The 15,362-nt window shown below is 73.0% G+C and carries 13 protein-coding genes; 2 read left to right on the top strand and 11 right to left on the bottom strand.

From position 1 onward, the window contains the following. The first annotated feature begins 52 nt into the window (after nucleotides 1-52). Nucleotides 53-952 carry an HhH-GPD family protein gene (locus tag VKK44_RS30670; RefSeq protein ID WP_343444674.1) on the top strand — a complete coding sequence of 300 codons (900 nt, stop codon included), beginning with the start codon at nucleotides 53-55 and terminating at the stop codon, nucleotides 950-952. A 169-nt stretch (nucleotides 953-1,121) separates the two neighbouring features. Here VKK44_RS30670 and VKK44_RS30665 read toward each other — a convergent pair whose 3' ends face one another. From VKK44_RS30665 to lysS, 3 genes are all read right to left on the bottom strand, one after another. Beyond that, nucleotides 1,122-3,659, bottom strand: a complete 2,538-nt coding sequence (locus tag VKK44_RS30665) for an ATP-dependent Clp protease ATP-binding subunit (RefSeq protein WP_343444673.1) — start codon at nucleotides 3,657-3,659, stop codon at nucleotides 1,122-1,124. 488 nt (nucleotides 3,660-4,147) lie between these two features. Then, nucleotides 4,148-4,498 carry a histone-like nucleoid-structuring protein Lsr2 gene (locus VKK44_RS30660; RefSeq protein WP_343444672.1) on the bottom strand — a complete coding sequence of 117 codons (351 nt, stop codon included), beginning with the start codon at nucleotides 4,496-4,498 and terminating at the stop codon, nucleotides 4,148-4,150. Between the two features lie 118 nt (nucleotides 4,499-4,616). After that, nucleotides 4,617-6,125: a lysine--tRNA ligase gene (gene lysS, locus VKK44_RS30655; protein ID WP_343444671.1), complete on the bottom strand. Its 1,509-nt coding sequence runs from the start codon at nucleotides 6,123-6,125 to the stop codon at nucleotides 4,617-4,619. Nucleotides 6,126-6,219: 94 nt separating this feature from the next. On the opposite strand from lysS, the gene VKK44_RS30650 reads away from it, so the two are divergent. Beyond that, entirely contained in the window at nucleotides 6,220-6,960 is a 741-nt protein-coding gene (locus tag VKK44_RS30650; RefSeq protein WP_343444670.1) for a class I SAM-dependent methyltransferase, read from the top strand. A gap of 2 nt (nucleotides 6,961-6,962) precedes the next feature. On the opposite strand, the gene VKK44_RS30645 is transcribed toward VKK44_RS30650, so the two are convergent. The 8 genes from VKK44_RS30645 to VKK44_RS30610 form a co-directional block, all read right to left on the bottom strand. Then, the gene (locus VKK44_RS30645; protein WP_343444669.1) at nucleotides 6,963-7,721 is read right to left on the bottom strand and encodes a type III pantothenate kinase; all 759 of its coding nucleotides are present in this window, start codon (nucleotides 7,719-7,721) and stop codon (nucleotides 6,963-6,965) included. A gap of 17 nt (nucleotides 7,722-7,738) precedes the next feature. Beyond that, nucleotides 7,739-8,635, bottom strand: a complete 897-nt coding sequence (gene nadC / locus VKK44_RS30640) for a carboxylating nicotinate-nucleotide diphosphorylase (protein WP_343444668.1) — start codon at nucleotides 8,633-8,635, stop codon at nucleotides 7,739-7,741. 16 nt (nucleotides 8,636-8,651) lie between these two features. Further along, the gene (locus tag VKK44_RS30635; protein WP_343444666.1) at nucleotides 8,652-10,361 is read right to left on the bottom strand and encodes an L-aspartate oxidase; all 1,710 of its coding nucleotides are present in this window, start codon (nucleotides 10,359-10,361) and stop codon (nucleotides 8,652-8,654) included. 61 nt (nucleotides 10,362-10,422) lie between these two features. Further along, a complete protein-coding gene (locus tag VKK44_RS30630) occupies nucleotides 10,423-11,316 on the bottom strand; it encodes a septum formation family protein (protein WP_343444665.1) in 894 nt (297 codons plus the stop codon). Between the two features lie 221 nt (nucleotides 11,317-11,537). Beyond that, on the bottom strand, nucleotides 11,538-11,966 hold the full coding sequence (gene panD / locus VKK44_RS30625) for an aspartate 1-decarboxylase (RefSeq protein ID WP_343444663.1): 429 nt from the start codon (nucleotides 11,964-11,966) through the stop codon (nucleotides 11,538-11,540). Between the two features lie 30 nt (nucleotides 11,967-11,996). Continuing rightward, nucleotides 11,997-12,836: a pantoate--beta-alanine ligase gene (panC, locus tag VKK44_RS30620; RefSeq protein WP_343447964.1), complete on the bottom strand. Its 840-nt coding sequence runs from the start codon at nucleotides 12,834-12,836 to the stop codon at nucleotides 11,997-11,999. A gap of 126 nt (nucleotides 12,837-12,962) precedes the next feature. Beyond that, complete coding sequence (locus tag VKK44_RS30615; RefSeq protein ID WP_343444662.1) at nucleotides 12,963-13,892, bottom strand: Rossmann-like and DUF2520 domain-containing protein; 930 nt, start codon at nucleotides 13,890-13,892, stop codon at nucleotides 12,963-12,965. Nucleotides 13,893-14,038: 146 nt separating this feature from the next. After that, complete coding sequence (locus VKK44_RS30610) at nucleotides 14,039-15,316, bottom strand: phytase (RefSeq protein ID WP_343444660.1); 1,278 nt, start codon at nucleotides 15,314-15,316, stop codon at nucleotides 14,039-14,041. Nucleotides 15,317-15,362 lie beyond the last annotated feature (46 nt).

Here is a 15,362-nt window from a genome sequence, read left to right as displayed (position 1 = left end):
CCCGGCCCGCCCAACCAGCGGGAAAGCCACCCGTGACATCATCGGCACCGCCATGACTGAGCCCACCTTCGCCACCCAGGTCAGCCGGTGGTACGAGCGCAACGCCCGTGACCTGCCCTGGCGCAAGCCCGGCATCGGCGCCTGGGCGATCCTGGTCAGCGAGGTCATGCTCCAGCAGACCCCGGTGGTCCGGGTGGTGCCGGCCTGGGAGGCGTGGCTGGCCCGCTGGCCGGAGCCGCGTGCGCTGGCCGAGGACACCCCGGCCGAGGCGATCCGGATGTGGGGCCGGCTCGGCTACCCCCGCCGGGCGGTACGCCTGCGCGAGTGCGCGGTGGCCGTCGTGGAACGGCACGGCGGCGTGGTGCCCGACCGGCTGGACCAGTTGCTGGCGCTGCCCGGCGTGGGCACGTACACGGCCCGGGCGGTGGCCGCGTTCGCGTACGGGCAGCGGCACCCGGTGGTCGACACCAACGTCCGGCGGGTGGTGTGCCGGGCGGTCGCCGGTGAGCCGGACGCCGGCCCGACCACCCGGCCCGCCGACCTGGTCGCCACCGAGGAACTGCTGCCGGTCGAGCCGGCCGCGGCGGCCCTGGCCAGCGCCGCGTTCATGGAACTCGGGGCGGTCGTCTGCACCGCCCGCACGCCCCGCTGCGCGGTGTGCCCGGTCGAGTCCACTTGTGCCTGGCGGGCGTCCGGGCAGACCGCCCCGGCCGGGCCGACCCGCCGGCCGCAGCGCTACGCCGGCACCGACCGGCAGGTACGCGGCCTGCTCCTGGCGGTGCTCCGGGACACCAGTGGACCGGTGCCGCACCAGCGGCTGGACCAGGTCTGGCACGACGACGTGCAGCGGGCCCGGGCGCTGGCCGGGCTGGTCACCGACGGACTGGTGGAACCGGTGGGCGCGGAGTCCTTCCGGCTGGCCGGCGACGGCCCCCCGGTCCCCCTCCCCTGACGGCCACCCGGACCCGCATCGAGCGTTGATCAAGGAGTTCGCGTCGCGACGGGCCTCCGCAACGACGCAAACTCCTTGATCACTGAGGGCTGACGGGCCCGGACGGAGAAAGGCGACGGCCCCGGTGGCTCTCGCCGACCGGGGCCGTCGCCCTGGAAACTCGCCCGCCTTACGCGGCGGCGTCGTCCGCGCCGGTGGCGGCGGCGCCGAGATCCGCCGGGACCGCGTCCGGCACGGCGTCCGGCCGGTCCGCGCCCCGGAAGACAAGCTTGGACTTGTCGATGTTCTCCGGGTCGCCCTCGCAGTCCACCACCACGATCTGACCCGGGGTCAGCTCGTTGAAGAGGATCCGCTCGGACAGGTTGTCCTCGATGTCGCGCTGGATCGTGCGACGCAGCGGCCGTGCGCCCAGCACCGGGTCGAAGCCCTTCTTCGCCAGGTACTTCTTGGCGTTGTCGGTCAGCTCCAGACCCATGTCCTTGTTGCGCAGCTGGCCCTCGATCCGCTGGATCATGATGTCCACGATCGAGAGGATCTCGATCTCGCGCAGCTGGTGGAAGACGATGGTGTCGTCGATCCGGTTCAGGAACTCGGGCCGGAAGTGCTGCTTGAGCTCGTCGTTGACCTTCTGCTTCATCCGGTCGTAGTTCGACTCGGAGTCCTCCGAGGCCTGGAAGCCCAGGGAGACCGCCTTGGCGACGTCGCGCGTGCCGAGGTTGGTGGTCAGGATGATGACCGTGTTCTTGAAGTCCACGATCCGGCCCTGGCCGTCGGTGAGACGCCCGTCCTCCAGGATCTGGAGGAGCGTGTTGAACACGTCCGGGTGGGCCTTCTCGATCTCGTCGAAGAGGACCACCGAGAACGGCCGGCGGCGCACCTTCTCGGTCAGCTGGCCGCCCTCGTCGTAGCCGACGTAGCCGGGAGGGGCACCCACCAGCCGGGAGACCGTGTAGCGGTCGTGGAACTCGGACATGTCCAGCTGGATGAGGGCGTCCTCGCTGCCGAAGAGGAACTCGGCGAGCGCCTTGGACAGCTCGGTCTTACCGACGCCGGACGGGCCGGCGAAGATGAACGAGCCGGACGGGCGCTTCGGGTCCTTCAGGCCGGCCCGGGTACGCCGGATCGCCTTCGAGACCGCCTTGACCGCGTCCTCCTGGCCGATGACGCGCTTGTGCAGCTCGTCCTCCATGCGCAGCAGGCGCGAGGTCTCCTCCTCGGTCAGCTTGTAGACCGGGATGCCGGTCCAGTTGCCGAGCACCTCGGCGATCTGCTCGTCGTCGACCTCGCTGACGACGTCCAGGTCACCGGCCTTCCACTCCTTCTCCCGCTGGGCCTTTTGGCCGAGGAGCTGCTTCTCCTTGTCGCGGAGCTGAGCCGCCCGCTCGAAGTCCTGCGCGTCGATCGCGGACTCCTTGTCGCGGCGCACCTGGGCGATGCGCTCGTCGAAGTCACGCAGGTCCGGCGGCGCGGTCATCCGGCGGATGCGCATCCGGGCACCGGCCTCGTCGATCAGGTCGATCGCCTTGTCCGGCAGGAACCGGTCGGAGATGTACCTGTCGGCGAGGGTCGCGGCGGCCACGAGAGCCGCGTCGGTGATCGAGACGCGGTGGTGCGCCTCGTAGCGGTCCCGCAGGCCCTTGAGGATCTCGATGGTGTGGGCCAGCGACGGCTCACCCACCTGGATCGGCTGGAAGCGGCGCTCGAGCGCGGCGTCCTTCTCCAGGTGCTTGCGGTACTCGTCGAGCGTGGTGGCGCCGATGGTCTGCAGCTCGCCGCGGGCCAGCATCGGCTTGAGGATGCTGGCGGCGTCGATCGCGCCCTCGGCGGCGCCCGCGCCGACCAGGGTGTGGATCTCGTCGATGAACAGGATGATGTCGCCGCGGGTGCGGATCTCCTTGAGCACCTTCTTGAGGCGCTCCTCGAAGTCACCGCGGTAACGCGAACCGGCCACCAGGGCGCCGAGGTCGAGCGTGTAGAGCTGCTTGTCCTTCAGCGTCTCGGGCACCTCGCCCTTGATGATCTTCTGGGACAGCCCCTCCACCACGGCGGTCTTGCCGACGCCGGGCTCACCGATCAGCACCGGGTTGTTCTTGGTGCGGCGGGACAGCACCTGCATGACCCGCTCGATCTCCTTCTCGCGCCCGATGACCGGGTCGAGCTTGCCCTCGCGGGCGGCCTGGGTCAGGTTGCGGCCGAACTGGTCCAGCACGAGGCTGGTCGACGGCGCGGCCTCGCCCGGCGCGGCGCCCGCCGCGGCCGGCTCCTTGCCCTGGTAGCCGGAGAGCAGCTGGATCACCTGCTGGCGGACCCGGTTGAGGTCGGCGCCGAGCTTGACCAGCACCTGGGCGGCCACGCCCTCGCCCTCACGGATCAGGCCGAGCAGGATGTGCTCGGTGCCGATGTAGTTGTGGCCGAGCTGGAGCGCTTCGCGCAGCGACAGCTCCAGCACCTTCTTGGCCCGCGGCGTGAACGGGATGTGCCCGCTCGGCGCCTGCTGGCCCTGGCCGATGATCTCCTCGACCTGCTGACGGACGCCCTCCAGGGAGATGCCGAGGCTCTCCAGGGCCTTTGCCGCGACACCCTCACCCTCGTGGATCAGGCCCAGCAGGATGTGCTCCGTGCCGATGTAGTTGTGGTTGAGCATCCGGGCCTCTTCTTGGGCCAGGACGACAACCCGTCGCGCTCGGTCGGTGAACCGCTCGAACATGCCCTCGTGCTCCTCACATGCCGTGCGCCTTGATGGTCAGATCTCGGCGGGGCCGGTGCGCGGACGTCCGGGACGGGCGTCCGTGCCTCCTTACTCTATCGCCGCGGACCGTCTCCGCTGAGGTCGTGTGACCCCGCCGATGACCGTTCCGACGTCGTTTCTGCCAACCGTCCACGCTCAGGAGGTGTTCCGGGACCCCCGCCTGTACGCGCAGAGCGAAATTCGACCTCCGGCGGAGAGCCCGGTCGAGCGGGCTCCGGCGGCGCCGACGCGCCCGCCGCGGTCGTCCACAGCCTGTGGACGGATTCTCCACCGCCTGTGGACAACTCCCCCGGACGCCGGATTCTTCCCGTGCCGGACGGGCCGGCCGACCCGCCCACCGACACCCGACCGGGAAGCGGACATCGGACACGAAAAGGTCGAAAGCGGCGACGCCGGCCCGGAGTCGTCCTCCGGGCCGGCGTCAGTCGCCGTCGCGTGCGTCGGGGTCAGTGCCCCGCCTTGGCGTGGTACTCGTCCACGATCTCCTGCGGGATCCGACCCCGGTCGGAGATGTCCTTGCCGGCCTTCTTGGCCCACTCGCGGATGGCCCGGTTCTGCTCGCGGTCGGCGGTCGCGCCGCCCCGGCCACGCGCGGCCCGGCCACCCACGACCACTCCGCCGCGACCGACCTTCGTGCCGTGCGCGATGTACTGCGCGAATGCATCGCGCAATTTTTCAGCGTTGGAAGCCGAGAGGTCGATCTCGTACTGCACGCCGTCCAGCGCGAACTTGACAGTCTCGTCAGCGTCCCCGCCGTCCAGGTCATCGACCAGCTTGTGAATGATCTGCTTGGCCACGTCCCACATTCCTTTCGAGCAGGGTTGCGCTCCTGCATTACTCTGAGCACGATAACCTGCCCGATGCTTGCTCCGTCAATAGGACGGCGTAACAAGCCGGCGAAGCTTTGCGGCCCTACTACTCCGGCCGGACCAAGGGGAACAGGATGGTTTCCCGAATTCCCAGGCCGGTCAGCGCCATCAGGAGCCGGTCGATTCCCATTCCCATACCGCCGGCCGGCGGCATTCCGTACTCCATCGCCCGGAGAAAGTCCTCGTCGAGTCGCATGGCCTCGTCGTCGCCACGTGCCGCGAGCTGCGCCTGGGCCACCAGCCGCTCCCGCTGCACGACCGGGTCCACCAGCTCGGAGTACGCGGTGCCCAACTCGAAACCGAGCACGTAGAGGTCCCACTTCTCGGCCAGACCGGGCTCGCTCCGGTGCGCCCGGGTCAACGGGCTGGTCTCCTCCGGGTAGTCGCGGACGAACGTGGGCGCCTCCAGGGACGGCACCACCAGTTCCTCGAACAACTCCTCGGCCAGCTTGCCGGGACCCCACTTCGGGTCGACGGGGAGGCCGACCTTGTCCGCGTACTCGACCAGGCGTGACCTTTCGGTGCGGACGGTGACTTCCTCACCGAGCGCTTCGGAAAGAACACCGAACAGCGTCACCGACCGCCACTCGCCGCCCAGGTCGAACTCGCGGCCGTCGGCGTGGGTCACCACGGTCGAGCCGGCGACCGCGATGGCGGCCTGCTGCACCAGATTCTGGGTCAGCGCGGCCATCGTGTCGTAGTCGCCGTAGGCCTGGTACGCCTCCAGCATCGCGAACTCGGGCGAGTGCGAGGAGTCGATGCCCTCATTACGGAAGTTGCGGTTGATCTCGAAGACGCGGTCGACGCCACCCACGACCGCCCGCTTGAGAAACAGTTCCGGTGCGATTCGCAGATACAGATCGGTGTCGAGCGCATTGCTGTGGGTCACGAATGGCCGGGCGGTCGCGCCGCCGTGCAGCAGTTGCAGCATCGGCGTCTCGACCTCGATGAAGTCCTGCCCGTGCAGGGTGTCCCGCAGGCTGCGGACCGCGGCGGACCGGGTCCGCACCATCTGCCGGGCCTGCGGACGGACCACCAGGTCGACGTAGCGCTGGCGGACCCGGGACTCCTCGCTCAGCGGCTTGTGCGCCACCGGCAACGGGCGCAGCGCCTTGGCGGTGACCGTCCACTCGTCGGCCAGCACCGACAGCTCGCCGCGCCGGCTGGTGATCACCTCGCCGGTCACGCCGACGTGGTCGCCGAGGTCCACCAGGCGCTTCCAGTCCGCCAGCCGCTCCGGGCCGACCCGGTCCAGCGAGAGCATCGCCTGGAGCTCCGTGCCGTCACCGTCACGCAGCGTGGCGAAGCAGAGCTTGCCGGTGTTCCGGATGAAGATCACCCGCCCGGTGACCGAGGCCCGGTCGCCGGTGGCGGTGTCGGTGGGCAGGTCGGCGTAGCGCTCACGCAGCCGCGCCAGCGTGGTGGTCCGGGGAAAGCCGACCGGGTACGGCTCGACGCCCTCGGCGAGCATCCGGTCCCGCTTCTCCCGGCGGACCTTCATCTGCTCGGGAAGGTCGTCGGCGGGGTCGGTTGGCAGGGCGTTCTGCTCGGTCACGGCACGCTTCCTCAAGCCTTGGGGAACATCGGCGGGGTCAGCCCATGAGCGTACTCAAGCGGCGTGCCGGCCGTTACGGGATAACCTGCCCGCCATGACGGACCCCACTGCGGCGCTGTCGTTCGGCACCGCCGCCGCCGAGTACGACCGATTCCGGCCCCGCTATCCCGAGGCGGCACTGCGCTGGGCGCTGGACGGGTCGCCGGCCCCGGCCCGGGTGGTGGACCTCGGCGCCGGCACCGGCATCCTCACCCGCGGCCTGGCGGCGCTCGGGCACCACGTCGTACCCGTGGAACCCGATCCGGGGATGCGGGCGCAACTGGCGGCCGGCACGCCGGGCACGACGGCGCTGGCCGGCAGCGCGGAGGCGGTGCCGCTGCCGGACGACACCGCCGACGCGGTGCTGGTCGGGCAGGCCTACCACTGGTTCGACCGGGCACGCGCGCATGCCGAGGTCGCCCGCGTGCTGCGCCCGGGCGGCACGTTCGCGCCGGTGTGGAACGTCCGGGACGAGCGGGTCGGCTGGGTGGCGGAGCTGACCCGGATCGCCCACCTCGACCACAACGCGGGCGACGTGACCGAGCGGTACGCCGACTTCGGCGCCGCCTTCACCCCGGTCGAGGTGGGCGAGTTCACGCACGCCACCACGCTCACGCCGGACGAGCTGGTGGCCATGCTGCACACCCGCTCCTACTGGCTGACCGCCACGCCGGCGGAACGGACGCGCGTCGACGCCGGGCTGGCCGAGCTGTTCGCCACCCACCCCGAGCTGACCGGCCGGGCCACCGTGGAGCTGCCGTACCGCACGATCGTGCTCCGCGCGCGGCGGCGCTGACGTCAGGTGTTGCGCTCGTAGACCATCCGCAACCCGATCAGGGTGATCATCGGCTCCTGGTGGGTGATGGTGCGGCACTCGCCCACCACCAGCGAGGCCAGCCCGCCGGTGGCGATCACCGCCTTCACCTCGCCCAACTCCTCGGACATCCGCTCGACGATCCGGTCCACCTGGCCGGCGAAGCCGAAGTAGAGGCCGGACTGGAGGCACTCGACCGTGTTCTTGCCGATCACCGAGCGCGGCCGGGTGGCCTCCACCTTGCGCAACTGCGCGGCGCGGGCGGCCAGCGCGTCGAAGGAGATCTCGATGCCGGGCGCGAACGCCCCGCCGAGGAACTCGCCCCGGCCGCTGATCACGTCGAAGTTGGTGGTGGTGCCGAAGTCGACCACGATCGACGGCCCGCCGTAGAGCGTGTACGCGGCCAGCGTGTTGACCACCCGGTCCGCGCCCACCTCCTTCGGGTTGTCGATGGCGAGCTGCACGCCGGTCCGGACCCCCGGCTCGACGATCACGCTGGGCAGGTCGGCGTAGTAGCGGCTCAGCATGGTGCGCAGCGACCGCAACGCGGCCGGCACGGTCGAGCAGGCGGCCACCCCGGTGATCTCCACGGCGTCACCGGCCAGCAGCCCGCGGAACATCAGGCCCAGCTCGTCCGCGGTGGAACGGGCGTCGGTCTTGATCCGCCACGAGTGCACCAGCTTGTCGCCGTCGAAGGTCGCCAGCACGGTGTTGGTGTTTCCGATGTCGATGCAGAGCAGCACAGCGGCAGCCTAGACGGTCATTCCTCGCGCAGGTCGAGGGCGATGTCGAGGATCGGCGAGGAGTGGGTCAACGCGCCGACGGAGAGGAAGTCGACGCCGGTCGCGCCGTACTCGGCCGCCACCGGCAGGGTCAGCCCGCCGGTCGCCTCCAGCTCCGCCCGGTCGCCCACCACGGCCACCACCTCGCGCAGTTGCGCCGGGGTCATGTTGTCCAGCAGCAGGAAGCCCGCCCCGGCCTCGACCGCCTCCACCGCCTCGGCCAGCGTGTCCACCTCCACCTGCACCGGCACGTCCGGGAACGCCTCCCGGACCCGCCGGAACGCGGGCGCGATCCCGCCGGCCGCCAGCTTGTGGTTGTCCTTGATCATGGCGATGTCGTGCAGGCCCATCCGCTTGTTGGTGCCGCCGCCGGCCCGGACCGCGTACTTCTCCAGCGCGCGCAACCCCGGCGTGGTCTTGCGGGTGTCCAGCACCATCGCCTTCGTGCCGGCCAGCGCGTCGGCCCAGGCCCGGGTATGCGTCGCCACGCCGGACATCCGGGAGAGCAGGTTGAGCGCCGTCCGCTCGGCGGTGAGCAGCAGCCGGGTCGGCCCGGTCACGGTCGCCAGCACGTCGCCGCGCGCCACCCGCTGACCGTCGTGGGCCACCAGCGACACCTCGACCGTACGGCCGGCGCCGGTCACGTCGCCCACCAGCTCGAACACGGCGGCGGCCACCGGCAACCCGGCCACCACGCCGTCCTCGCGCGCCACCAGGTCGGCCGTGTCCCGCTGCTCGACCGGGACGGTGGCGACGCTCGTCACGTCGAGGAAGTCCGCGCCCAGGTCCTCGGTCAGCGCGTCGACCACGACCCGCCGGACCCGCTCCGGGTCCAGGCCGCCGTCCCGCAACGCCCGCACCGTCGACTCGATCATCAGTTCCTCTCCTCGTTCACGACGTTCGCGTCTGCGAGGCCGGCGGGTTCTCCCACCGCTCGGCGAGCCGCCCGTCCGGGCCCACCCCGGCCACCAGGTGCCCCCGCCACCGGTCGTCGGCCACCGGGTGGTCCTCCCGCCAGTGGCAGCCCCGCGTCTCCTGCCGGGCGTACGCGGCGGCGACAAGCGTCGACGCCACGGTGAGCAGGTTCGTCGCCTCCCAGTCGGCGGTACGCGGCACGCCCCGCCCCTCGCCCAGCGCGCGGAGCGTGTCGGCGGTGGCGGCCAGCGTCTCCGCCGAGCGGAGCACGCCCGCGCCCCGGGTCATCGCCCGTTGCAGCTCCGGCGTGCCCGCCGCCGGCACCAGCCGGCCCGGCCCACCCACCCAGGCGCCGGTCTCCGCCGGTCGGGCCTGCTCGGGCAGGCCGGCGGCGATGTCCTCGGCGATCCGCCGGGAGAAGACCAGCCCCTCCAGCAGCGAGTTGCTGGCCAGCCGGTTGGCGCCGTGCACGCCGGTGCAGGCCACCTCGCCGCAGGCGTACAGGCCGGGGATCGAGGTGCGGCCGTGCAGGTCGGTCCGGACGCCACCGGAGGCATAGTGGGCGGCCGGCGCGACCGGGATCAGGTCGGTCGCCGGGTCCACGCCGATGGCCAGGCAGGACGCCACGATGGTCGGGAACCGCCGGGCCAGGAAGTCGCCGCCCAGGTGCCGCGCGTCCAGGAAGACGTGCTCCGCGCCGGTGGCCAGGAGCACCCGGTGGATGCCCTTGGCCACCACGTCCCGGGGGGCCAGCTCGGCCAGCTCGTGCTGGCCGACCATGAACCGCTTGCCGTCGCCGTCGACCAGGTGGGCGCCCTCGCCCCGCAGCGCCTCGGAGACCAGCGGCTGCTGCGCGAGACCGGCGTCCGGCCCGCCGGCCGGCACGATCAGCGCGGTCGGGTGGAACTGCACGAACTCCAGGTCGGTGACGGCCGCGCCGGCGCGCAGCGCCAGCGCCACCCCGTCGCCGGTGGAGACCGCCGGATTGGTGGTGGCGGCGAAGACCTGCCCCATCCCGCCGGTGGCCAGCACCACCGCACGGCCGAGGATCGCGCCGACGCCGTCCTCGCTGCCCTCGCCGAGCACGTGCAGCGTGATCCCGCAGGCCGGTCCGAGCCCACCCGGCCCGTCTCCCGGCGCGCGCAGCAGGTCCAGCACCAGCGCGTGCTCGACCAGCCGGATCCACGGGTCGCGGCGCACCGCGGCGTGCAGCGCCCGCTGCACCTCCGCGCCGGTGGCGTCGCCGCCGGCGTGCACGATCCGGTCGGCCCGGTGACCGCCCTCCCGGGTGAGCATCAGGGAGCCGTCCGGGTTGCGGTCGAACTCCGCCCCGATCCGCATCAACTCGCGCAGCCGGGTCGGGCCCTCCTCCACCAGCACCCGCACCGTCGCCGGGTCGCAGAGGCCGACGCCGGCCACCTCGGTGTCGTGGGCGTGCGCGGCCGGGCTGTCCGCCGGGTCGAGCACCGCGGCGATGCCGCCCTGCGCCCAGCGGGTGGAGCCCTCGTCGATGTCGACCTTGGTGACGACCGTGACGTGCAGGCCGGCCTCACGCAGGTGCAGCGCGGCGGTCAGCCCGGCGACGCCGGAGCCGACCACGATCACGTCGGTGGTCTCCACCCAACCGGGCGCGGGCGCGGCGAGCAGCCGGGGCAGGACCGGCAGGTCGACCGTGGGAAGGTCCATGAGCACAGTCAACCCGAAGCATCCTCGTCCCGGGCGGCGGGGGCGGGACGAGTGGTTCCGGCTACCTCGTCCGGACCGGCATCCCGGCCGGGCCGGCGCCCTTCAACGAGACGCTCACCTTGCGGTGGCTGAGCCACAGGTAGCAGCGGACCCCGCGGTCGCCGACCGCCCAGCGGCCGGCGCCGGGCGGCCGGACCACCACGTCGCTGCGGTACGGCAGCACCGCGTCGGCGGGCACGCCGGTCCAGCGCGCGACGGCGGTGTAGCAGCCGGCGTAGAGCGGGGCCCAGTCCGCCGGCCGGCTCGGGTACGGCCGGTCCGGTGCCACCCACACGCCGACGAACTCGGCGTCGTGCGCCGTCGCGCAGTCGACCTGGGTGAGCGTCTGCACCCGCCGCCGGTCCTGCCCGGTGCGCTGGCAGCCCAGGCGCAGCCGGGACGGCTGCCTGAGCGCGTCGCGCAGGCTGCCCGTCCGGGTCACCACGGTGGCCGCCGCCTCGGTCGTGTTCAGCTCGGTCAGGTCGCACCGGAACCAGCGGGAGCCGGCCGTCCACCCGGTGCCGGTGGGCGTCGCCACGGCCAGCCGGAGCCGGCCGGCACGCCAGTCGTCGCCGACGTAGCCGCGGGCCCGGGTGTCGCACTCGGCGAACGCGGTACGCAGCTCCGGCGAGGTGAGCGCCGGCGGGGTGGCCCGGTCGACGGTGAACGCACCGACGTGCACCGTCTCCACCCGGTGCGGCAGGTCGCAGCCGACCGGCGCGTAGCCGGCCAGACCCACGGTCGGGGTGAAGTCGGCGACCTGGCAGACGCCGGCCACCGGCGTGAACGGCCCGGGAGCACCCAGCGCCGGCCAGTCGTCGGCGAGATCCCCGTCCACCCCGCCCGACGAGGCACACCCGGCCAGCATCACGCCCGCGACCACCGCGGCGACGAGGCTGCGCATCGCACGGCCCATCGCGCCTCCCCCAGCCCGACGACCGTCGATTCCGACGGCCCGCCCAGGGTAGCCGAAAATGACCTTCCGGTAACAGACCGCGCCCGCCCCGACCCGACCCCTGCCCCGCCCCCCGTCCGCCGATCTTGCGGTTTCCGCCCCGACGAACGGGGCGAACCGGACGAACGAAGGACACCAACCGCAAGATCGCGGGGGCGGGGCGGGCGCGGGGGTGGGACGGGTCAGGTCAGGGCGGCGGCCAGGGGGTTGGGGATGGGGGCGCCGGCGGTGCCGGGGGCGGCCGTGGCGGGGTCGGCGGTGAGGTCGACGACCCTGTTGTCGGCGTCGACGTGCACCACCCGGGGCTGCCAGGTCCGGGCCTCGGCGTCGTCCATCTGCCCGTACGAGATGAGGATGACCAGGTCACCGGGGTGCACCAGGTGCGCGGCGGCACCGTTGATGCCGATCACGCCGCTGCCCCGGCGACCCGGGATCACGTACGTCTCCAGCCGGGCGCCGTTGGTGACGTCCACGATCGCGACCTGCTCGCCGGGGAGCAGGTCCGCCGCGTCCAGCAGATCCTCGTCCACGGTCACCGAGCCGACGTAGTGCAGGTCGGCCTGGGTCACCGTGGCCCGGTGGATCTTCGACTTGAGCATGGTCCGGAGCATCGGGGTGCCTTTCCGCATTTCGTGGTGGGGTCAGGGACGCGGCGCGAGGTGGATCGCCGCGTTGTCGATCAGGCGGGTGGCGCCCACCCAGGCGGCGATCAGCAGCCGGGCCGCGCCGGAGACCGGGCCGGGCTCCAGGTTCGTGTCGGTGAGCACCAGGTAGTCGAGGCGGGCCCCCGGCGCGTCGAACGCCCGGTGGGCGGCGGCCAGCACCGCGCCCGCGTCGTCACCCCGCTCCGCCGCCGCCGCACCGGCGCGCAGCGCGGCGGAGAGGCTCAACGCGGCCCGCCGCTCCGACGCGGAGAGGTAACGGTTGCGGCTGGACAACGCCAGGCCGTCCGGCTCGCGTACGGTCGGCACGCCGACGATCCCGGTCGGCACGTCGAGGTCGCGGACCATCCGGCGGACCAGGGTGAGCTGCTGGTAGTCCTTCTCGCCGAAGAAGGCCAGGTCCGGGCGGGTGAGCTGGAGCAGCTTCATGACCACGGTGAGCACCCCGTGGAAGAAGCCGGGCCGGCTGAGGCCCTCCAGGTCCTCGCCGAGCGGGCCCGGGTCGAGCCGCACCGTCGGCTGTCCCTCCGGATACATCTCGTTCACCGGGGGCGCGAAGACCAGGTCCACCCCGGCCCGGCGGCAGATCTCCAGGTCCGCGTCGAGCGTGCGCGGGTAGCGGTCGAAGTCCTCGTTCGGGCCGAACTGGAGCGGATTCACGAAGATCGTCACCAGCACGTGGTCGGCCTGCTCCCGGGCGGCCCGCAGCAGCGTCTCGTGCCCCGCGTGCAGCGCGCCCATGGTCATCACCACCCCGACCGTGCCGGTCAGCCCGGCGCGGGCCGCCGCCAACTCCTTACGCGTGTGCAGCACGCCCACCGTCACGCCGTGCCTCCCTCAGTTCGCGACTGCGGGGCTCGCAAACCCGACTCACTCCTCGCGCTCACGCCGTACCTCCCTCGGCTCGCGACCGAGCGGCTCGCGAACCCGACTCGCTCCTCGCGCTCACGCCGCCACCTCCATCCCGTCCAGCACGTCCCGCAGCGGCGCCGCGTCCGCCGGGCGCAGCCGGCCCGCCGCGACCGCGCGGTCCGCCGTCCGTCGGGCCAACGCCAGGTAGGCCGGCACCGATTCCGGCGCGGTCGCGGCCAGCCGGTCCAGGTGCCGGCGTACGGTGCCCGCGTCGCCCCGGGACACCGGGCCGGTCAGCGCGTCGTCGCCCAGCCGCAGCGCGTTCTCCAGGGCGGCGCGCAGCAGCGGGGCGAGCACCTTCTCCGGCCGGTCCACCCCGGCGTCACGCAGCCGGTCGGCGGCGTCGTTGACCACTGTCACCAGGTGGTTCGCGCCGTGCGCGAGCGCCGCGTGGTAGAGCGGCCGGTCCGCCTCGCCCACCCACTCCGGCACGCCGCCCAGGTCCGCCACCAGCCGGGCCGCGAACGGGCGCAGCTCGGCCGGGGCGGTCACCCCGTAGGAGCTGCCGGCCAGGCGGGACAGGTCGTCCGGCGTACCGGTGAAGGTCATCGCCGGGTGCAGCGCGAGCGGCCGGGCGCCGGCCTCGGCGGCCGGCGCGAGCACGGCCAACCCGTGCGCGCCGGAGGTGTGCGCCACCACCTGGCCGGGGCGCAGCGCGCCGCTCGCGGCCAGTTCGGCGACCACCCCGGCCAGGACGTCGTCGGGGACCGCCACGATCAGCAGGTCGGTGGCGGCGCGCGCCACGGCGGGCGCGGCACGGTGCGGGGTCTGCGGCAGCAGCAACGCCAGCCGGGCCCGCGAGGCGCCGGACGCGCCGGACGCGGCGACCACCCGGTGACCGGCGGCGGCGAGCGCCGCGCCGAGCACGGCGCCGACCCGGCCGGCGCCGAGCACACCGACGGTGAGGGTACGGGGAAAGGCGAGCGGGGCGCGGTGGGCCCGCGGGCGCAGCGGTGCGCTCATGGCAGCGATCCAGTCCTCGAAGGGGGTACCGGTCGATGGCAAGTATGCGCCGCGGCCAGGGAGGCGGAACAAGAAGGTGTGAAAACCTTCACCGCCCGCGCCGAGGGGGCCGCCGCTGATGAACACGGCGACCCCGTTCCGCCCGGTCAGCGCGAGGAGCGGAGGAAACCGGCGTCGACGAACTTGAAGTTCGTGTCGGGCCGGGCCCCGCCGTCCCCGTCGGCCGACTCCGGGGTGTTCCGGCCGTCGTGCACCACCAGCAGGCCACCCGGATAACCGGGCAGCGGGGTGGCGGTCACCGCCGCGCCGTCGCACTCCTGCGAGCCGTCCACGCGCCCGTCGACCACCGCGAACCGGCCGATGGGCCGATCGGTACGCCGGTCGTAGGTGTAGAAGGTGTCGTCACCCTGGCTGGAGACGATCAGGGTGCCGGTGGACCGTCCGGTCCGGTGGATGGTCAGCCCCTCCACGTCCTGGGCGATCCGGCCGCCGAAGCCGGGGTCGGCCGCGTAGTCGGTCACGCAGTCGTCCTCCTCGGCGTCGAAGGTGGCCGGCACGCCGTACTCACGGACCCGCTCGACGGACCGCGGGGCGCCGACGAACCGGCCACCGACCAGCCGGGTACGCCAGAGACCGACCTTCTCCTGGGCCAGGTGGACCACACCGGTGTCCGGGTCCACCACGGTCCCCTCGACCTGCGGGCCGTCGCCCGGGTCGGTGCACGGCGACCAGGTGGCCCCGTTCGGCAGGGTGAACGTCGACGGCAGCACCAGCCGGTCGACCGGCCGGTAGCTGACCCGTCCGGCCCGCTCCACCAGCCGGAACAGCCCCACCTCCGGGGTGCTGCGCCGGCTCACCACCGCGTACGCGGCGCCGGTGGCGTCGACGTACGTGCCCAGCCCGTAGGCGGTGCGCTGCTCGTTGACCTCGGCCTGGTCCGCGCTGAACACGAACGGCACATCCGGGGCGGTCACGTCGGTGAGCATCCGGGTCCGCCCGTCGATCCGGAAGAAGCGCAGTTGGTCGCGTCCCCGGTCGGTGACCACGGCCAGATCAGCGGAACGCCCGCCCAGCCGGAAACCCGCCACCAGGTCCACGTTGTTGAAGCGGCCCGCCTCGTCGTCCGGCCCCGGCGCCGGTGGCGTCGCCACCGCCTGCCGCTCGCGTGCCCGCAGGTCGTACACCCGCAGGCCGCCGTTCTTCGCGGTGGCGATGACCAGGCTGCCGGCCCGGTCGGTCGGGTGCACCCAGATCGCCGGGTCGTCGGCGTCCGCGTCGCCGCCGGCCTCGTCGTCGAAGAGTGAGGGGGTCTCCGTCACCGCGCGGACCGGGCGTGGGGCGTCGGCGGTGGGCGCGGCCACCGCCGGGGCCGAGGCCAGCAACAGGGACACCGCGACCAGCGCGGGAATCGTGGTTCGTCTCATGTCCGGTCACCGTAGGGTCAGCACGGTGACGCCCCCTGAACGAGGA

This window comes from Micromonospora sp. DSM 45708, from assembly GCF_039566955.1.
Classification (GTDB): Bacteria; Actinomycetota; Actinomycetes; order Mycobacteriales; family Micromonosporaceae; genus Micromonospora.
Note: the sequence above shows the minus strand (reverse complement) of the source record. Positions and strands in the feature narration are given on the sequence as shown.